This is a genomic window from Streptomyces sp. NPDC043427, assembly GCF_056436655.1.
Window position 1 is genome coordinate 461,621 of sequence record NZ_JBWKCC010000004.1, and the last position, 18,416, is coordinate 480,036.

The 18,416-nt window shown below is 70.5% G+C and carries 18 protein-coding genes; 7 read left to right on the forward strand and 11 right to left on the reverse strand.

What is annotated here, in order from left to right:
* Together AC067M_RS11910 and AC067M_RS11915 are read left to right on the forward strand one after the other, a co-directional pair.
* Positions 1 to 1,652 (forward strand): PTS fructose transporter subunit IIC (locus tag AC067M_RS11910; RefSeq protein ID WP_478696849.1); only part of this gene is annotated, 1,652 nt, incomplete at its 5' end.
* Positions 1,653 to 1,820: 168 nt separating this feature from the next.
* Entirely contained in the window at positions 1,821 to 2,078 is a 258-nt protein-coding gene (locus AC067M_RS11915) for a hypothetical protein (RefSeq protein ID WP_478696850.1), read from the forward strand.
* A 180-nt stretch (positions 2,079 to 2,258) separates the two neighbouring features.
* Here the strand turns inward: AC067M_RS11915 and AC067M_RS11920 are convergent, their stop codons facing one another.
* From AC067M_RS11920 to AC067M_RS11935, 4 genes are all read right to left on the reverse strand, one after another.
* A complete protein-coding gene (locus AC067M_RS11920; RefSeq protein WP_478696851.1) occupies positions 2,259 to 3,005 on the reverse strand; it encodes a DUF6227 family protein in 747 nt (248 codons plus the stop codon).
* 198 nt (positions 3,006 to 3,203) lie between these two features.
* The gene (locus tag AC067M_RS11925) at positions 3,204 to 4,433 is read right to left on the reverse strand and encodes a L,D-transpeptidase (protein ID WP_478696852.1); all 1,230 of its coding nucleotides are present in this window, start codon (positions 4,431 to 4,433) and stop codon (positions 3,204 to 3,206) included.
* Between the two features lie 154 nt (positions 4,434 to 4,587).
* Complete coding sequence (locus tag AC067M_RS11930; protein ID WP_478696853.1) at positions 4,588 to 5,619, reverse strand: P1 family peptidase; 1,032 nt, start codon at positions 5,617 to 5,619, stop codon at positions 4,588 to 4,590.
* 113 nt (positions 5,620 to 5,732) lie between these two features.
* A complete protein-coding gene (locus tag AC067M_RS11935; protein ID WP_478696854.1) occupies positions 5,733 to 5,858 on the reverse strand; it encodes a hypothetical protein in 126 nt (41 codons plus the stop codon).
* Between the two features lie 151 nt (positions 5,859 to 6,009).
* Here AC067M_RS11935 and AC067M_RS11940 point away from each other — a divergent pair, with 151 nt between their 5' ends.
* Together AC067M_RS11940 and AC067M_RS11945 are read left to right on the forward strand one after the other, a co-directional pair.
* Positions 6,010 to 6,135, forward strand: a complete 126-nt coding sequence (locus tag AC067M_RS11940; RefSeq protein ID WP_478696887.1) for a helix-turn-helix domain-containing protein — start codon at positions 6,010 to 6,012, stop codon at positions 6,133 to 6,135.
* An 81-nt stretch (positions 6,136 to 6,216) separates the two neighbouring features.
* Positions 6,217 to 6,399: a hypothetical protein gene (locus tag AC067M_RS11945; RefSeq protein WP_133928781.1), complete on the forward strand. Its 183-nt coding sequence runs from the start codon at positions 6,217 to 6,219 to the stop codon at positions 6,397 to 6,399.
* A gap of 22 nt (positions 6,400 to 6,421) precedes the next feature.
* Here AC067M_RS11945 and AC067M_RS11950 read toward each other — a convergent pair whose 3' ends face one another.
* From AC067M_RS11950 to AC067M_RS11975, 6 genes are all read right to left on the reverse strand, one after another.
* The gene (locus AC067M_RS11950) at positions 6,422 to 6,901 is read right to left on the reverse strand and encodes a large conductance mechanosensitive channel protein MscL (RefSeq protein WP_478696855.1); all 480 of its coding nucleotides are present in this window, start codon (positions 6,899 to 6,901) and stop codon (positions 6,422 to 6,424) included.
* A 150-nt stretch (positions 6,902 to 7,051) separates the two neighbouring features.
* Positions 7,052 to 7,597: a hypothetical protein gene (locus AC067M_RS11955; RefSeq protein ID WP_478696856.1), complete on the reverse strand. Its 546-nt coding sequence runs from the start codon at positions 7,595 to 7,597 to the stop codon at positions 7,052 to 7,054.
* 217 nt (positions 7,598 to 7,814) lie between these two features.
* Positions 7,815 to 8,648 carry an S-methyl-5'-thioadenosine phosphorylase gene (locus AC067M_RS11960; protein ID WP_478696857.1) on the reverse strand — a complete coding sequence of 278 codons (834 nt, stop codon included), beginning with the start codon at positions 8,646 to 8,648 and terminating at the stop codon, positions 7,815 to 7,817.
* Positions 8,649 to 8,744: 96 nt separating this feature from the next.
* Positions 8,745 to 9,068 (reverse strand): FmdB family zinc ribbon protein, encoded by a 324-nt coding sequence (locus AC067M_RS11965; protein ID WP_478696858.1) that lies wholly within the window; start codon positions 9,066 to 9,068, stop codon positions 8,745 to 8,747.
* Positions 9,069 to 9,135: 67 nt separating this feature from the next.
* Positions 9,136 to 10,428, reverse strand: coding sequence for an MFS transporter (locus AC067M_RS11970; RefSeq protein ID WP_478696859.1), 1,293 nt, complete (start codon positions 10,426 to 10,428; stop codon positions 9,136 to 9,138).
* Between the two features lie 270 nt (positions 10,429 to 10,698).
* Entirely contained in the window at positions 10,699 to 12,258 is a 1,560-nt protein-coding gene (locus tag AC067M_RS11975) for a potassium/proton antiporter (protein ID WP_478696860.1), read from the reverse strand.
* A 206-nt stretch (positions 12,259 to 12,464) separates the two neighbouring features.
* Here AC067M_RS11975 and AC067M_RS11980 point away from each other — a divergent pair, with 206 nt between their 5' ends.
* Entirely contained in the window at positions 12,465 to 15,278 is a 2,814-nt protein-coding gene (locus AC067M_RS11980) for a penicillin acylase family protein (protein ID WP_478696861.1), read from the forward strand.
* A 76-nt stretch (positions 15,279 to 15,354) separates the two neighbouring features.
* Here the strand turns inward: AC067M_RS11980 and AC067M_RS11985 are convergent, their stop codons facing one another.
* Complete coding sequence (locus AC067M_RS11985) at positions 15,355 to 15,975, reverse strand: 5-formyltetrahydrofolate cyclo-ligase (protein WP_478696862.1); 621 nt, start codon at positions 15,973 to 15,975, stop codon at positions 15,355 to 15,357.
* A gap of 93 nt (positions 15,976 to 16,068) precedes the next feature.
* Between AC067M_RS11985 and galU the strand changes: the two genes are divergently transcribed.
* Positions 16,069 to 17,004, forward strand: a complete 936-nt coding sequence (galU, locus tag AC067M_RS11990) for a UTP--glucose-1-phosphate uridylyltransferase GalU (protein ID WP_478696863.1) — start codon at positions 16,069 to 16,071, stop codon at positions 17,002 to 17,004.
* Positions 17,001 to 18,323, forward strand: coding sequence for a molybdotransferase-like divisome protein Glp (glp, locus tag AC067M_RS11995; protein ID WP_478696864.1), 1,323 nt, complete (start codon positions 17,001 to 17,003; stop codon positions 18,321 to 18,323). Before galU ends, glp begins: the two co-directional genes overlap by 4 nt.
* Positions 18,324 to 18,416: the final 93 nt, after the last annotated feature.

Here is an 18,416-nt window from a genome sequence, read left to right on the forward strand (position 1 = left end):
TGTCTTCCCCCTCCCTCCCCCCCCCCCCCCCCCCCCCCTCCCCCCCCCCCCCCCCCCCCCCCCCCCCCCCCCCCCCCCCCGCCACGGGTACTGCCGCCACGGGTACTGCCGCCGCGGATACCGCCGAGGACGCGGCCGCCGAGGAGCGGCCCTTCCGGATTGTCGCCGTCACCTCCTGTCCGACCGGTATCGCCCACACCTACATGGCGGCCGAGTCGCTGGAGAACGCCGGCCGCGAGGCAGGCGTCGAACTCGTCGTCGAGACACAGGGTTCGGCCGGCTTCACCCGGCTCGACCCGGCGGTCATCGCGGCCGCGGACGGCGTGATCTTCGCCCACGACGTGCCCGTACGGGACAAGGACCGCTTCGCCGGCAAGCCGACCGTCGACGTCGGTGTGAAGGCGGGCATCAACCGGCCCGGCGAGCTGATCACCGAGGTGCGCGGCAAGGCCGAGCGGGGCGAGGTCACCGCCGGCTCCCCGGGCGCGACCCCCGTCGAGCGCTCCGGTGACTCCACCGAGGGCTACGGCACCAAGCTGCGCAAGTGGCTGATGTCCGGCGTCAGTTACATGGTCCCGTTCGTCGCCGCGGGCGGTCTGCTGATCGCCCTGGGCTTCGCGATCGGCGGATACAAGATCAACAAGGCGCCGTCGGTCATGGAACACTTCGTGTGGACCCAGAGCGACAGCTGGGCCGCGCTGCTCTTCCAGATCGGCGTGGTCTCCTTCGGCTTCCTGGTCCCCGTCCTCGCGGGCTACATCGCCTACGGCATGGCGGACCGACCCGGACTCGTGCCCGGCTTCGTCGGCGGCGCGATCTCGGTGACCATCAACGCGGGCTTCCTCGGCGGTCTGGCGGCCGGTCTCATCGCCGGTGGCGTGGTGCTGGCGATCCAGCGGGTGAAGATCCCGGCGGCGGTGCGCGGCATCATGCCGGTGGTGGTGATCCCGCTGATCTCCGCGGCGATCGTCGGCTTCCTGATGTTCGTCGTGATCGGCAAGCCCATCGCCGAGGCGCAGAAGGGCCTGACCGACTGGCTGAACGGCCTCACCGGCTCCAACGCGATCCTGCTCGGCGCCCTGCTCGGCCTGATGATGTGCTTCGACCTGGGCGGCCCGGTCAACAAGGTCGCGTACACGTTCGCCACGGCCGGTATCGCCGTCGCGAGCCCCAGCGACTCGGCGATGAAGATCATGGCCGCGGTGATGGCGGCCGGTATGGTCCCGCCGCTGGCCATGGCGCTGGCGACGACCGTGCGCGGCAAGCTCTTCACGCCGACCGAGCGCGAGAACGGCAAGGCCGCCTGGGTCCTGGGCGCCTCCTTCATCTCCGAGGGCGCGATCCCGTTCGCCGCGGCCGACCCGCTGCGCGTCATCCCGTCCTCGATGGTCGGCGGCGCGGTCACCGGTGCCCTGTCGATGGCCTTCGGCGCCACCCTGCGAGCCCCGCACGGCGGCATCTTCGTGGTCCCGCTGATCGGCAACCCGTTCCTGTACCTGGTCGCCATCGCGGTGGGCGTCGGCATCACCACCACGCTGGTCGTCGTCCTCAAGGGCCTGCGCAAGCCGGCCCCGGGGACCACGGACGCCGAGGCCGCACAGGGCGGCGCGGGCTCCTCGGCGTCGCAGGCGAAGCAGCCGGTCACGGTCTGAGCGGCCCGAGGGCTCTCAGGGGCCTGAGCGGCTTGAGCAGCTTGAGCGGTCTGAGTGGCTGTAGCCACCGTCTGCATGCTTTTGACGCGGTGTGAGTGCTTCACACCACCTGCGAGATACATCACGGTCCGGGACCAAAGTCCCGGGCCGTGATGTGTACTGGGACGTATGCCTCAGCACGTCTCGATCCTCCAGCTGGCGGGCGTCGCCTTCCTCGCCCTGGTGTCCGTCGCCTGGCTGGTCGGCCTGATCCGCATACTGCGCCGGGCCCGCGCCGAGGCCACCGTCTGGCACACCGGCTCCGCCGCCCTGTACGCCGTACCGGAGCAGCGGCAGACCGGACCCCACCGCGAGGCCGTCGAGCTGACCCCGGCGGAACGGGACGCCTTCGCGGTCCTCGTACGGCAGTTGGGCGACCGCCGCTAGCGCCTCTCGTTTGGATCATGCCGGGCTCGCGGGCCCCGGTGCCGCGCCTCGCCGCGTTGTCGTCGGTTGGCAGGGCTCCGCCCTGCCGCCCTCCTCCGCCTTGCGACGCACGGCACCGGACCCCGCTCCCTGATCCGGCCTGATCCAAACGAAAGACCCTAGCGCGCCCCCGCGGGCCGTTCAGGAGACCTGGGCGGCCCGCCGCTCCATCGCCTCCCGCGCCGCGTCCTCGGTGTCGTACACCTCGCACATGTGCCGGCCGTCGGGCGTCGCCGTGTGCTCGACCTCCCAGAGGGAGATCTCCCGGCCGTCGCCGAGCAGGAACGCGTGCTCGTAGAGCGAGAAGCCCAGCCCGATACGGCCCGCCCGGCAGGGGCGTCCGAAGGCCTGGGTGATCTGGTGGGCGAACGCCGTGGCCAGGAGGGCGGCGGTGTCCGCGTCCGGCCGGTCCGTGTTCTCCGCCCGGCGCAGCAACCGGCGCGCGTGGTCCGGGGAGTCCTCGGTCACGTACGCGTGGCGCGGCTGCAGGACCGGCGACAGCTGGACCGTCACCGGCAGTTCGAAGTCCGGGGCGTCCGGCGGCAGCGGCAGCCTGCCGGCGGCGGCGCGCAGCTCCTCCTCGTCGACGTACACCTCGTGCTGCGGTTCGCTGTCGCGTGCGGTGTTGTGGACCAGCTCCCACAGGGTGACGGCCGAGCCGTCGGCGAGCAGCCAGGTGTGCCGGTACGTCTCCCGGTGCAGCCCCGCGCTGTGGTGCGCGGAATGCAGCGAACCGTCGTGCGCCAGCGCGCAGTCCAGCTGGCGGAGGGTCTCGTCGGGCAGTTCGAAGCTGTTCAGGGCGCGGCCGAGGAGCCGCGCGAGGTGCTCCTCCGGAGACTCGGGCGACTCGGGTGGTTCGTACGCTGCCGTCTCGTACGGAACGCTCAAGGCTTCTCCCGGCGTTGCTGCATGTCACCTTGTGGGTGCATACCGTAGCCCCTCGGTCGGACATCGTGTCCCGGAACCGAGAAAACGTACGTCGTGGAAAACGCCGGGGCCGTGCGAAAAGTTCCCGCACGGCCCGACGCCCCGTCAAGTTCGGCCGGTCGAACGTGACTTGATCCCGTTATTCGTGACTTGATCCCGTCACCCGGCGCTGGTGGCCACCCACTGGCTCCACGGCAGGTTCCAGCCGTTGAGGCCGTTGTCGGGCGCGACCGACTTGTCCGGGGAGTTCTTGACGATCACCACGTCACCGATCATCGAGTTGTCGTAGAACCACTTGGCGGACGTGTTCCCCTGCGCGCCCCGCACGTCCTGCAGGCCGACGCAGCCGTGGCTGGTGCCCTGGCGACCGAAGGGCGGGTTGCCCTTGTTGTACCAGTAGTTGCCGTGGATGAAGGTCCCCGACGTCGTCAGGCGCATCGCGTGCGGGACGTCCGGGATGTCGTAGGCGTTGGCGAGGTCGACCGTCCTGCTGTCCATGCGGAGCTGCTGGTACTTCTCGGAGATCACCATCTGCCCGTTGTACGTGGTGAACTCCGGGCTCCCCGCCGAGATCGGCACCGTCCTGAACGTCTTGCCGTCCCGCACGACCGTCATGGTCTGCGTGTTCACGTCGACCGTGGAGACCTGCGACCGCCCGATGGTGAAGGTGACGGTCTTCTTCTGCACCCCCTGGATGCCGTTCGCGCCCTTCACACCGTCCAGGTCGATCTTCATCGTGACCTTGGAGCCGGCCTTCCAGTACTCCTGCGGCCGGAAGTCGAGCCGCTGCGCACCGAACCAGTGCCCCACCACCTCCTGCCCGCTGCTGGAGGTGACCGTGATGTGCGACTGGACGGCCTTCTTGTCGCTGATCGCCTTGTCGAAGGTGAACGACACCGGCATCCCGACGCCGACCGTGGTGCCGTTGTCCGGCGTGTAGGACCCGATGAAGCTGTTCGCCTTGCTCACCGTGGTGAAGGTCGAACGGGCGGCCGTGGCCCGGCCGTCCGCGTCCTTCGCGGCCGCCGAGATCTCGTACTTCGTCCCGCGCTCCAACTGCTCCTTCGGCTTCCAGGAGCTTCCGTTCGCGGAGATGTCCCCAGGCACGGCCTGCCCCGTCCCCGCCACGGTCATCTTCACCTCGGTCAGCCGGCCGTCACCGACCTTCACGCCGGTCGTGTTGATCGACGCGCCGGTCGAACCGTCCTTGGCCGAGATGACGATGTCCGCGGCGGAGGTCTGGGTGGAACCCTTGCCGTTTTTGTCGTCGTTCTTGTCGTCGTTCTTGGCGTTCGCGCTGCCGCCACAGGCGGTGAGGGTGAGCGCGCCGACCAGAAGGGCGACACAGGCCCCCAGTGCTCGCCGCGGTGCTATGTCCGGCGTCGTCACGAGCTGCTCCAGGTTCGTGTGATGTGCGTGGTCCGCTCCAGTACGTGAACGAAGAGGGCACCGGCGGCCGTTGAGGTTCCCTCCGGCCGCCCCGAACGCCGTCAAGTGACAGAACCGGGACAATCGCCCGCCGCGGACGAAGCGCGAGCGGCGCCTACGGCCGCCCGTACAACTCCTCGTACGACGGCCACTCCCCGCCCGGCCCGACCACCGACTCGGCCGCCCGTACGGCACGCACGAGCGCCCGTGTCACCACGTCCGCCCCCGCCGCGAGCACCTCGTTCAGCGCGAGCGGGTGCCCGGCGTCGAGCGGGTGCGCCCCCGTGGCCAGCGTGAACACCGTGTCGCCGTCGTTGAGCAGATGGACCGGCCGTACGGCCCGCGCGATGCCGTCGTGGGCCGTGCCGGCCAGCTTCTGCGCCTGCGCCTTGGTCAGGTGCGCGTCGGTGGCGACCACGGCGAGCGTGGTGTTGAGCGGGGGAGGGGGGTTCCTCGCCCCGGCCTCGGCGAGGCGTCGGCGTGCGGCCTCGTGGACGTGCGCCTCCGGGTGCCGCACCGGCCGTCCCTGGAACAACTCGCCGTACAACACCCCCGTTTCCGGATCCATCGCCGATCCCGCCGCGTTGGCCACGACCAGCGCCGCCACCGTCATCCCCGAGTCCAGGACGGTGCTCGCGGTGCCGATGCCGCCCTTCAGCGCCCCGACCGCGGCTCCCGTCCCGGCGCCCACGCATCCTTCCCGCACGGGTGCGCCCGCCGCGCTCGCCGCGGCCCCCTCGACCGCGACCCGGCCGAGGGCCGCGTCCGGCCTGGCCCGGAAGTCGCCGCCCCGGCCCAGGTCGAAGACGCAGGCGGCGGGCACCACCGGCACGACGTGCGCCGGATCCACTCCGACGCGCACCCCGCGCCCCTGCTCCTCCAGCCAGGCCATCACCCCGGACGCCGCGTCGAGTCCGTACGCGCTGCCGCCGGTCAGGACGATCGCCTCGACCTTCTCCACCACGTTGCGCGGATCCAGGGCGTCGGTCTCCTTGGTACCGGGACCTCCGCCGCGCACATCCACGGCGGCCACCGCCCCGCCCTCCGGGGCGAGCACGACCGTGGTGCCGGTGAGCCAACCGTCGCCGGTGCGCGAGGCGTGCCCCACGCGCACCCCGGCGACGTCCGTCAGAGCGTCAACTGTCATGAGACTCAGTTTCCCGCGAAGCGACACCCGAGGAGGCACCCGAGGAGGCACCCGAGGAGGCACCCGAGGAGGCACCCGATGAGCCACCCGTGATGCGGTACCCCGGGATGACCTCACGCCGCCGGAGCGGTCGCCCTCGCCCCGCGCGCCACCGCCTCCGCACGCGCCGTCAGCGTCACCCCCACCGCCACCGCCACCGCCAGCGCCGACACCAGGCCGGCCGCTGAGGGCGACCACACGGGCGATGGTGACGGGGAGCTGAGAGGGCCCTGTCGCCGCCGGTCGGCCGGGTCGGCAGCCGGGAGCGGTCACCCACACAGGTGACGTTGATCGATGACTTGCCCGGTCGGGGAACGCGCGGGCCAAGTTCACGGCATGGCACGGTTTCGGATGTACCCGACGAGCGAGCAGGCGAGCATCATGCTCGACCACTGCGCGCACTCCCGGTACGTGTGGAACCTCGCCGTCGAGCAGCGTGAACCTCAACCCACCTGGGTTGGAATCCCCTTCTTTTAGAGGGGGAGGATGTCAAGCCCACCAGATGGCGAAGACGACGTGAACGGATTCACGACGATTCCGGGACCGTACCCTTGAGGCATGAGTACCGCCCCCGCCCCCGAGCCGCGCGACCCGAAGGCCGCGCTGATCTTCGACGACCCGCTGGACGCGCAGTCCTCGGACGACACGGACCGGGGCTGGGGCGAGCGGCCGAGGGCCGACGGCGACAGCGCCGCCGACCTGAAGCGCTTCCTCGACGAGAAGCCGCCCCACCACCTTTGAAGCGCCCGCGCCGGGACAGGCCCTACACCCGGTCGTGACCCGACTCGCGCTGCGCGACCAGCGCGTCGCGGATCTCCTTCAGGACCTCCAGCTCGGTCACCTCTATGACCTCCTGTGTGCCCTCCTTCGCCTTCCTGCGGGCCTCCAGCCGCGCCAGGTACTTGGACATCGGCAGGACCATCAGGAAGTAGACGACCGCCGCGGTGATCACGAACGTCAGCGTGGCGCCGAGGACGGTGCCCCACAGGATCGGCACGCCGCTCGTGACCGTGCCGTCCGGCGCCACCTTGCACGGCGCTTCCAGGCACGAGCTGTAGCCGTCGAGGTTCTTGGTGCCGATCGCCCCGACCAGCGGGTTGATCACTCCCTTCACCACCGAGTTGACGATGCCGCTGAAGGCGGCGCCGATGACCACCGCTACCGCCAGATCGACGACGTTCCCGCGCATCAGGAAGGCCTTGAAGCCCTGCAGGATGCTCGTTTCCTTCTTCTTTTCGGCCACCTCGGGGACACTCCTCGCACGCGCGGGTTGGGGAACAAACAGTTCCGCAACCTACGTCAGGGTGCCGATGCCATGTCCAGTCCGGTCGCTCCGACGTGGGATTCGGCAGGAAAAGGCGGCGTGGACCGCGCAGAAGACGCAGGGCGTGGCTCAGCACAGCGTCACCGCCAACCGGGCCGTCGCACCGGCACCGACCAGGCGCGCCGCCGTGGTACGCGGCACCGAGAGCACGACGAGCGCTCCGCTGTCTGCGGCGCCGTCCACAACCTCCGGCACCTTCGTCACCATCGCCCCGTGGGCGACCACCCGGGCCTCGCCGCCCGTGCCCGTCGGTTCGGCGGCGATGACGTCGATCCGGTCCCCGGACCGCAGCAGCCGGACCGTGGCCCCGTCGGCGATGCGCACGGGGGCCGTCACCATCTCCACGGCCCGGCGTGCGGGCGCCCGGTCATCCGCGAGCGACGCCGTGTGAGTGGGAGGACGTGACTCCGGATGCCCGCGGGCCCCGTCGGCGTCTCCCTGTGCCGCAGGCCCCGCCGCCATGAGCGCGGCCGCGGTGATGGCGAGACCGGCCGCCACGGCCGGCCTGCGGTGCCGTACCAGCCACCGGAGCCGATGCAGCCCGCCGCGCACCCGCACCGGGGCGAAGTGCGGCACCTCGCAGGTGGCGGGGGCGTCGGCGCCGGGCGGGCGCATGGCGGAAGAGGACGGGAAGAGCGGAGAGGGAGGGGGAGCGAGGGAGGACATGGGAGTCACCGCCTGAGACGTGGGAACGGCTTGCGAAGCCCACGATGGGGCCTCGCGCCGCCGCCCGCCGAGACAGGTGGACTACCGACGGGTTGTGGACAACTCCCTCACCCGAACGAGCCGTTCCGGCACCCCGGCACCCCCACCACGGCAACCGACACGCCACCTACGGCAGCTCGAACCCCGGATCCATCCCACCCAGCGCGTTCACGCACAGGCAGTCCCGCTCCTCGGTCGTCGGCAGGGTCGCCACCGCGTCGAAGAGCACACCGCGCAGGCGGTCCACGTTCGCGGCGAACACCTGCAGCACCTCGTCGTGCGAGACGCCCTCACCGGTCTCGGCGCCGGCGTCCAGGTCGGTGACGAGGGTCAGGGAGGTGTAGCAGAGTTCGAGCTCTCGGGCGAGGGCGGCCTCGGGGTGACCGGTCATGCCCACCACGGACCAGCCCTGGGCCTGGTGCCACACCGATTCGGCGCGGGTCGAGAACCGCGGCCCCTCGATGACGACCAGCGTGCCGCCGTCCACCGGCTCCCAGTCCCGGCCGCGTGCCGCCTTCATCGCGGCCGCCCGGCCGGTGGGGCAGTAGGGGTCGGCGAGGGACACGTGCACCACGTTCGGCACGCTGCCGCCGGGCAGCGGCAGTCCGTCGAAGAACGTCCCGACCCGGGACTTCGTACGGTCGACCAGCTGGTCCGGGACGAGGAGTGTGCCCGGTCCGTACTCGGGGCGCAGACCGCCCACGGCGCACGGGGCGAGGACCTGGCGCACGCCGACCGAGCGCAGCGCCCACAGGTTGGCCCGGTAGTTGATCCGGTGCGGCGGCAGATGGTGACCACGCCCGTGCCGGGGCAGGAAGGCGACCCTGCGGCCGGCGAGTTCGCCGAGGAAGAGGGAGTCACTGGGAGACCCGTAGGGGGTGTCCACTTGGATCTCCGTCACGTCCTCGAGGAACGAGTAGAAGCCGGAACCGCCGATTACACCGATCTCTGCGTTCGCCATGACCAGCACATTAGTCGGCGGAGACCGAACTGGAGAGCGACTTCGCAAACGCCGAGGACCCTGCCGTCGTACGACGGCAGGGTCCCTGAGCGGGTCTTATGCGGCGGAGCTGCTCGAGGAGGTGCCGGCACCCGACGACTTCGAGTCCGACGCCTTGGAGTCGGACGACTTCGACTCCGAGGACTTCGACTCCGACGAGGACGTCGACGACTTCGCGGCCGCCGGCGAGCTGCTCGACGAGGAGCCGCGGCTGTCGTTGCGGTAGAAACCGGAACCCTTGAAGACAATGCCGACGGCGGAGAACACCTTCTTCAGGCGGCCACCGCAGTTGGGGCACTCGGTGAGGGCGTCATCGGTGAACTTCTGCACCGCCTCGAGGCCCTCGCCGCACTCGGTGCACTGGTACTGGTAGGTCGGCACTGTCTTCCTCCTGGCACTCTCACTCAATGAGTGCTAACGACGATCCATAGTGACGCATTCCCGAGGATCAGTCCACTGTCACCGGCACGCGGTGACCGACGCCACGTGCGACCGTGCGGCCCCGGGGCGGGGTGACCAGCCTCGATCGCAGTGCCAGCAGGGTCGCCAGGGCCAGCAGGGTGCCGCCCATCGGCACCAGGAACCCGGCGCCGTCCCAGAAGCGGTCCTCCAGCTGTCCGGCGACCGTGACCGCGGCCGCCTGGCCCAGCGCCACCGCGCCGGTCAGCCAGGTGAACGCCTCGGTGCGGGCCCCGGCCGGGACCAGGTTCTCGACCAGGGTGTAGCCCGTGATCAGGGCGGGCGCGATGCACATGCCGACCAGGAGGCCGAGTCCGGCGAGGACGAGCACCGAGTGCGCGGCCCACAGGCCGGACGCGGTCACCGCGAGGGCGGCGTACCCGACGATCAGCCGGTGTCGGGGGGCCGTTTTCCAGGCGACGGCGCCGCAGACGAGGCCGGAGAGCATGTTGCCCGCGGCGAAGATCCCGTAGAGGACGCCGTTGAGGCCGGGTTCGCCGATCGACTCGGTGAACGCGGCCAGGGAGACCTGCATGCCGCCGAAGACGGAACCGATGCCCAGGAACGTCACGGCGAGCACGCGCACGCCCGGCACGCGCAGGGCGGAAACGTGCTCCACGCGCGCGTGCCCGCCGCCGGTGACGGCGGGCTGGGTGCCCTTCTGCGCGGCGAACAGCAGACCGCCGACCAGGGTCAGCGTGGCCTCCGTGACCAGGCCGGCGGCCGGGGTGACGGCGGTGCACAGGGCGGTGGCGAGGAGCGGGCCGACGACGAAGGTCAGCTCGTCGGTGACGGACTCGAAGGCGGCCGCCGTGGTCATCAGGGGCGAGTCCTTCAGCGTCACGCCCCAGCGGGCGCGCACCATGGGCCCGACCTGGGGGACCGAGGCGCCCGTGGGGACGGCCGCCGCGAACAGCGCCCACAGGGGGGCGTGCGCCAGGGCCAGCGCTGTCAGGGTGAGGCCCGCCACCGCGTGCACGAGAACGCCCGGGACCAGCACCGCCCGCTGGCCGTAGCGGTCGGCGAGGCGGCCGCTGTAGGGCGCGAACAGGGCCATGGAGACGCCGGTGACGGCCGCGGCGGCGCCCGCGGCCCCGTAGGAGCCGGTCGTGTGCTGGACGAGCAGCACGATCGAGAGGGTGAGCATCGCGAACGGCTGGCGTGCCGCGAAGCCCGGCAGCAGGAACGTCCAGGCGCCGCGGGTGCGCAGCAGTTGCCCGTATCCCGGGCGGGAGGAGGCCGACGAGTTCCCCGACGGCTCGGTGGTGACCGTGGATGCCACGGCCCGTGCCTTTCTGCCACCTGGTAGCAAGCCCGTACCGGGGCCGCCGAGAGCTGTCCTCTTGCGCGGAACTGCGGTAGATGCCGACGCCCCCGCTTCGGGGTGGGCCGGCCGCCATACGGTCGCGCCAGCTCTGCGTCAGGCAGAGTTGGTTCGATCAAGGTGCGCCTTCATCGTACTAGGGCCGCGGCCCCCTACGCCTGTGAAAACGAGCACCATGGCGCCGTCCACCTGTGATTACCGTGGGTGTGAACCGTACGAAACGCGCCCTTAACGCGTATCGGCTCCGTTCATGCCCAGCCATCCCGCCAGCTTGCCGCCGCGGCCCACCGCGCGCAGCCGCCGCTCGGCCGCGTCCCGGACCGGGTCCGTGGCGACCACGAGCAGCTCGTCGCCGCGCCGCAGCACGGTCGTCGGCAGCGGGACAAACGATGTTCCATCGCGGACGACCAGGGTGACCGCGGCCCCGGCGGGCAGCCGAAGCTCGTTGACCTCGACGCCGTGCATCTTCGAGCCGTCGGGGATGGCGACGGACAGCAGGTGTCCGCGCAGCCGCTCCAGCGGCGCCGACTCGATGCCGAGGTCGGCGGCCCCGGTCTCCTCGCCCAGGCGCAGCTTGCGGGCGAGCCACGGCAGGGTCGGCCCCTGGACCAGGGTGTAGACGACGACCAGGACGAAGACGATGTTGAAGATCCGGCGGCTGGCGTCGACTCCTTCCACCATGGGGATCGTCGCCAGAATGATGGGCACGGCGCCGCGCAGGCCGGCCCACGACATGAGGGCCTGTTCCTGCCACGGCAGCCGGAACGGCACCAGACAGGCCACGATGCTCAGGGGGCGGGCCACCATGGTGAGCACCAGGCCGATGACGAGCGCGGGCCAGACGTCGTCGCCCAGCTCGTGCGGGGTGACCAGCAGGCCGAGCATCACGAACATGCCGATCTGGGCGATCCAGCCGAGCCCGTCGGCGAACCCGCGCGTGGCCGGCCAGTGCGGCAGCTTCGCGTTCCCCATGACCATCGAGGCGAGGTACACGCCCAGGAAGCCGCTGCCGTGCGCCATCGCGCCCGCCGCGTACGCGGTCACCGCGATCGCCATGACGGCGATGGGGTAGAGGCCGGAGGCGGGCAGGGCGACGTGCCTCAGGCCCCAGGCGCCCAGCCAGCCCACCGCGAGGCCGATGGCCGCGCCGATGGCCAGCTCCAGTGCTATCTCGCCCAGCAGCGCGTACCAGTGCTCGACCGGACCGGCCGTGGAGAAGGCGACCACGAGGATGACCACGGGGGCGTCGTTGAAGCCGGACTCGGCCTCCAGCGTGCCGTTCACGCGCGCGGGGAGGGGGACTTTCCGCAGCACGGAGAACACGGCCGCCGCGTCCGTGGAGGAGACCACCGCCCCGATGATGAACGCCTGCCGCCACTCGAGACCGACCAGATAGTGCGCGCCCGCGGCGGTGACCCCGACGCTGATCCCGACGCCGACCAGAGCGAGGGTGGAGGCGACGGGCAGGACCGGCTTGATCTCCTTCCACTTCGTGCCCAGGCCGCCCTCGGTCAGGATCACGACCAGGGCCGCGTATCCGATGACCTGGGTCAGCTCGGCATTGTCGAAATGGATGTCGCCGATGCCGTCCTGGCCCATGAGGACGCCGATGCCCAGGTAGACGAGCAGGCTGGGGAGCCCGCTGCGCGAGGAGATCCGGACCGCTGCCACGGCGACGAGCAGGACGAGCGAGCAGACGAGCAGTAGCTGGTTGAGGTGGTGGACAGTCAGCGGCCGTTCCCTTCCCTGGCTCACGCATGGCACACGCGCGTGAGCGCTCACGTACATAGGACACGAAGTCGGGTCCCCCAGCACCCAACTACTTCGTTACCTTACCTAACTCTTGACGATTTCTTGACGCTTCACCGTGCAAGATCGAACGTCCGTCCGCGTAGGTTCCCGACTCCGCGTCAAGTGGCACGGGGCCCTGCGCCTATGGTTGCTCCAGCACTCCAGGACCGCCTGCCGCTCGCGTTAGGACAGCAAGGACAGCGATGCCCCCCAACACCACCGCCTCAACGGGTCACAAACCCGGCAAGTCCGGCAGGAAAAAGGGGCGCAAAGCCCGTCTCATCGTCCTCGTCCTGGTACTGGCCATCATCGGGGGCATCGCCTACGGGGCCTACTGGTCCATCAGCACCGTCCGTGCCTCCTTCCCTCAGACCAAGGGTTCGATCACGCTCGACGGCCTGTCCGGGCCGGTCGACGTGAAGCGCGACGGCTACGGCATCCCGCAGATCTACGCCTCCTCCGACGAGGACCTGTTCATGGCGCAGGGCTTCGTCCAGGCGCAGGACCGGTTCTACGAGATGGACGTACGCCGGCACATGACCTCCGGGCGCCTGTCGGAGATGTTCGGCAAGGGCCAGGTCAAGAACGACGAGTTCCTGCGCACCCTGGGCTGGGACCGCGTGGCCAAGGAGGAGTACGACAAAAAGCTGTCGGCCTCCACGAAGAAGTACCTCCAGGCGTACGCCAAGGGAGTCAACGCCTATCTCAAGGGCAAGGACGGCAAGGAGATCTCCCTGGAGTACGCCGCCCTGGGCTTCAGCAACGACTACAAGCCCGCCGAGTGGACCCCGGTCGACTCGGTCGCGTGGCTGAAGGCCATGGCCTGGGACCTGCGTGGCAACATGCAGGACGAGATCGACCGCGCCCTGATGACCAGCCGCCTCGGCCCCAAGCAGATCGCCGACCTGTACCCGGAGTACCCGTACAGCCGCAACGAGGCGATCGTCCAGCAGGGCCAGTACGACGAGCTCACCAAGACCTTCGAGGGCGACGACTCCTCCGGGACCGGCGGGACGTCCGGCACGAGCGGAACCTCCGGCACGACGGGAACGAGCGGCACGACCGGCACGAGCGGCGCCACGGGCACCGCGGGCACGGCCGGCACCTCATCGGCGCTGCAGAGCCAGCTCTCGGGCCTGTACAACGTCCTGGAGAACGTCCCCGACGCCGTCGGCGTGAACGGCAACGGCATCGGCTCCAACTCCTGGGTCGTCGCCGGCAAGCACACCATCACCGGCAAGCCGCTGCTGGCGAACGACCCGCACCTGTCGCCCTCGCTGCCCTCGGTCTGGTACCAGATGGGCCTGCACTGCCGGACCGTCTCCAGCAAGTGCCAGTACGACGTCAGCGGCTACACGTTCGCCGGTATGCCCGGTGTGGTCATCGGACACAACCAGAACATTGCCTGGGGCATGACCAACTCCGGCGTCGACGTCACCGACCTCTACCTGGAGAAGCTCTCCGGCGACGGCTACCTCTACGACGGCAAGGTCAAGCCCTTCACGACCCGCGAGGAGACCATCAAGGTCGCCGGCGGCGCCGCGAAGAAGATCGTCGTCCGGCAGACCAGTGACGGCATGCCGCTGCTGTCCGACCGCGACGACGAGCTCGTGAAGGTCGGCCGAAAGGCCGGCGTCGACACCGCCGCACCCGACCGCGGCGACGGCTACGGCGTCGCGCTGCGCTGGACGGCGCTGGAGCCGGGCACCTCCATGGACGCCGTTTTCGCGATGGACAAGGCGGCCGACTTCAGCGGCTTCCGCGAGGCCGCCGCCCTTTTCGACGTGCCCTCGCAGAACCTGGTCTACGCCGACACCAAGGACAACATCGGCTACACCCTGCCCGGAAAGATCCCCACGCGCGCGAAGGGCGACACCGGCTCCATCCCGGCGCCGGGCTGGGAGTCGAAGTACCGCTGGACCGGCTACATCGACCAGGACGAGCTGCCCTACGAGTACAACCCGAAGCGCGGCTACATCGTCACCGCCAACCAGGCCGTGATCGACAAGGACGAGTACCCCTACACGCTCACCACGGACTGGGGCTACGGCACCCGCAGCCAGCGCATCACCGACCTGATCGAGTCGAAGATCAAGGGCGGCGGCAAGATCTCCACCGACGACATGCGCCAGATGCAGCTCGACAACAGCAGCGAGATCGCCAAGATGCTCGTGCCCAAGCTGCTGAAGATCGACGTCGACGCCAAGGGCGTCCGCGAGGCGCAGAAGCTCCTGGAGGGCTGGGACTACACCCAGGACGCCGACTCGGCGGCGGCCGCCTACTTCAACGCGGTCTGGCGCAACATCCTCAAGCTCGCCTTCGGCAACAAGCTCCCCAAGGAGCTGCGCGTCAAGGGCCAGTGCCTGTGGGTCAAGAAGGTCGACACCACCGGCCCGGTCGACGGGGCCAAGGGGGAGGTGCGCGAGTGCGGTGAGCGCGACGCCGACCAGGCGCAGCCGGACGGCGGCGACCGCTGGTTCGAGGTCGTGCGCAACCTCATGGACGACGAGAACAGCGACTGGTGGAAGACGCCCGACGTCGGCACCCGACCCGAGGCCACCAACCGTGACCAGCTGTTCAGGCGCGCCATGATCGACGCCCGCTGGGAGCTGACCGCCAAGCTCGGCAAGGACATCGACACCTGGAGCTGGGGCCGGCTGCACCGCCTGTTCCTGAAGAACCAGACCCTGGGCACCGAAGGCCCCGGCTTCCTGCAGTACGTCCTCAACCGCGGCCCGTGGAAGCTCAGCGGCGGCGAGGCGACGGTCAACGCGACCGGCTGGAACGCGGCCGGCGGCTACGGCGTCGTGTGGGTGCCGTCGATGCGGATGGTGGTCAACCTCGACGACCTCGACAAGTCGAAGTGGATCAACCTCAGTGGTGCCTCCGGCCACGCCTACAGCGCCCACTACACCGACCAGACGGACAAGTGGGCCGACGGCGAGCTGCTGGACTGGTCCTTCTCGGACAAGGCGGTCGACAAGAACACCAGCGACTCGCTCGTCCTGAAGCCGTGAGCCGCACGAGCGGCTGATGCCGAAAGGGCCCTCCACGTACGCGTGGAGGGCCCTTTCGCAGTGAGGGGCGTGCCCGTCAGGCACTCCCGAACCGGCGCACCCCCGAGGGCGTCACCACCGCCCGCACCGGCCGGTCGTGCGGCTCCTCGGGAACCCGCGCGACGACCTCCGAGTCGTACAGCAGCACCACCAACGCCGGTCGCGCCTCGGCCCGTTCCAGTCGCGCGAGCACACGGTCGTACGACCCTCCGCCACGCCCCAGACGCATGCCGCGCGCGTCGACGGCGAGCCCCGGCAGCAGCACGACGTCCGCGCCGGTCACGGCGTCCGGGCCGAGGTGCTCGCCGGTCGGCTCCAAGAGCGCCATCTTTCCGCCGTGTTGGACCCGCACCAGGGAGTCCTCACTGCCGTACACACCCCAGTCCAGGTCGTTGTCCGGCAGGAGCACGGGCAGCAGGACGCGCACCTCCCGCGCGCGCAGCGCGTCCAGGAGCGCGAGCGTTCCGGGTTCGCTCCCCACGGAGACGTACGCTGCCACCGTGCGCGCGTGCGCCACCTCGGGCAGCTCCAGCGCGTGCTCGGCCAGCCGGGTGGCCGCCGTCCGTACGACATCCGGCGTCAACCTGCTCCTCACCTGGAGGAACTCTCGCCGCAACGTTCGCTTGTCAGGCTCGGCGGGACGTCCGAAATCGCTCACCTGTCGCTCCCTTACCGTTCCAATGCGCTCATATGAGGGCTAATTAACCGGAGCCACAGATTCGCTGCAAAGGCACCGGATAAGGTTGCGGGCATGACTCAGTCGCACCCCAGGATCAGCAAGGCTGTCATTCCCGCAGCCGGCCTCGGCACCCGGTTCCTGCCGGCGACCAAGGCCACTCCCAAGGAGATGCTGCCGGTCGTCGACAAGCCGGCGATCCAGTACGTGGTCGAGGAGGCCGTCTCCGCCGGCCTCGACGACGTCCTCATGATCACGGGTCGCAACAAGCGCCCCCTGGAGGACCATTTCGACCGCAACTACGAGCTCGAGTCGGCGCTGCAGAAGAAGGGCGACGCCAGACGGCTCGCCAAGGTCCAGGAGTCCAGCGACCTCGCCACCATGCACTACGTCCGCCAGGGCGACCCGCGCGGCCTCGGCCACGCCGTCCTGTGTGCGGCCCCGCACGTCGGGCACGAACCGTTCGCCGTCCTCCTCGGCGACGACCTGATCGACCCGCGCGACCCGCTGCTCCAGCGGATGATCGAGGTCCAGGAGCGGCACGGCGGCAGCGTCGTCGCGCTCATGGAGGTCGAGCCCGAGCAGATCCACCTCTACGGCTGCGCGGCCGTCGAGGAGACCGAGGACGGCGACGTCGTCAGGGTGAGCGGTCTGGTCGAGAAGCCGGACCCGGCGGACGCCCCCTCGAACTACGCGATCATCGGCCGGTACGTCCTCGACCCGAGCATCTTCGACATCCTGCGCACCACCGAGCCCGGCCGCGGAGGCGAGATCCAGCTCACCGACGCGCTCCAGCAGCTCGCCCAGACGCATTCATCAGGAGCTACCGCCGCGGGGGAGGCCGGCGGTCCCGTGCACGGCGTCGTCTTCAAGGGCCGCCGCTATGACACCGGAGACCGTGGCGACTACCTGCGTGCCATTGTCAGACTCGCGTGCGAACGTGAAGACCTGGGCCCGGAGTTCCGGACCTGGCTTCGCAGTTACGTCACCGAGGAGATGCAACAACGTTGAGCAGCGCCGCGCCCCGCACCACGGGTCAGGACCACCTCTGGTCGGTGGACGAGCACCTCGAGGACATCCTCGCCACCGTCCGCCCCCTCGAGCCCATCGAACTGCAACTGCTCGACGCCCAGGGCTGCGTCCTCGTCGAGGACGTCACGGTGCCCGTGTCGCTGCCCCCGTTCGACAACAGCTCGATGGACGGTTACGCGGTGCGGGTCGCGGACGTGGGAGGTGCGAGCGAGGAATTCCCGGCCGTCCTGGACGTCGTCGGGGACGTGGCGGCCGGACAGGACGGCCTGCTGTACGTCGGCCCGGGCCAGGCCGCCCGCATCATGACCGGCGCCCCGCTGCCGGACGGCGCCGAGACGGTCGTCCCCGTGGAGTGGACCGACGGCGGTCTCGGTGAGGGCCCGGTGAGCGGGATGCGCGCCCGCAGCCTCGCCCCCGAGGGCGCCTCCGGGCAGGTGCGTGTGCACCGCCCGGCCGAGGCACGCGCGCATGTGCGCGCCAAGGGCAGCGACGTGAAGGCCGGAGACCGCGCCCTTGACGCGGGCACCGTCCTCGGCCCGCCGCAGATCGCGCTGCTCGCCGCGATCGGACGCGGCACGGTCCGCGTGCGCCCCCGCCCGCGCGTGGTCGTCCTGTCCACCGGCAGCGAACTCGTCCCGCCCGGCGACGCCCTCGGCAGCGGCCAGATCTACGACTCCAACAGCTTCGCCCTCACCGCGGCCGCGCGGGACGCCGGCGCGATCGCCTACCGCGTGGGCGCGGTCGCCGACGACGCGGAGACGCTCCGCTCCACCATCGAGGACCAGCTCGTCCGCGCCGACCTCGTGGTCACCACGGGCGGTGTCAGCGTCGGGGCGTACGACGTCGTCAAGGAGGCGCTGTCGCACGTCGGCGACGAGGACGAGGCCGGCAGCGGCATCGACTTCCGCAAGCTCGCCATGCAGCCGGGCAAGCCCCAGGGGTTCGGCTCCATCGGCCCCGACCACACCCCGCTGCTCGCCCTGCCCGGCAACCCCGTCTCGTCGTACGTCTCCTTCGAGCTGTTCGTGCGGCCGGCGATCCGCACCCTCATGGGGCTCACGGACGTCCACCGGCCCACCACGCGCGCGACCCTCACCGCGGACAAGGCGCTGACCTCTCCCCGGGGGCGCAGACAGTTCCTGCGCGCCACCCACACCGACGGCACGGTGCGCCCGGTCGGCGGCGCCGGCTCCCACCTGGTCGCGGCCCTCGCACACGCCGACGCCCTGATCGTCGTCCCCGAGGACACCGAGTCCCTCGAGCCCGGCACCGAAGTCGAAGTGGTCCTGCTCGGATAGGGCCTCTCGTTTGGATCATGCCGGGCTCGCGGGGTCCGGCACCGCGCCTGGCCGCGTTGTCGTCGGTTGGCAGGGCTCCGCCCTGCCGCCCTC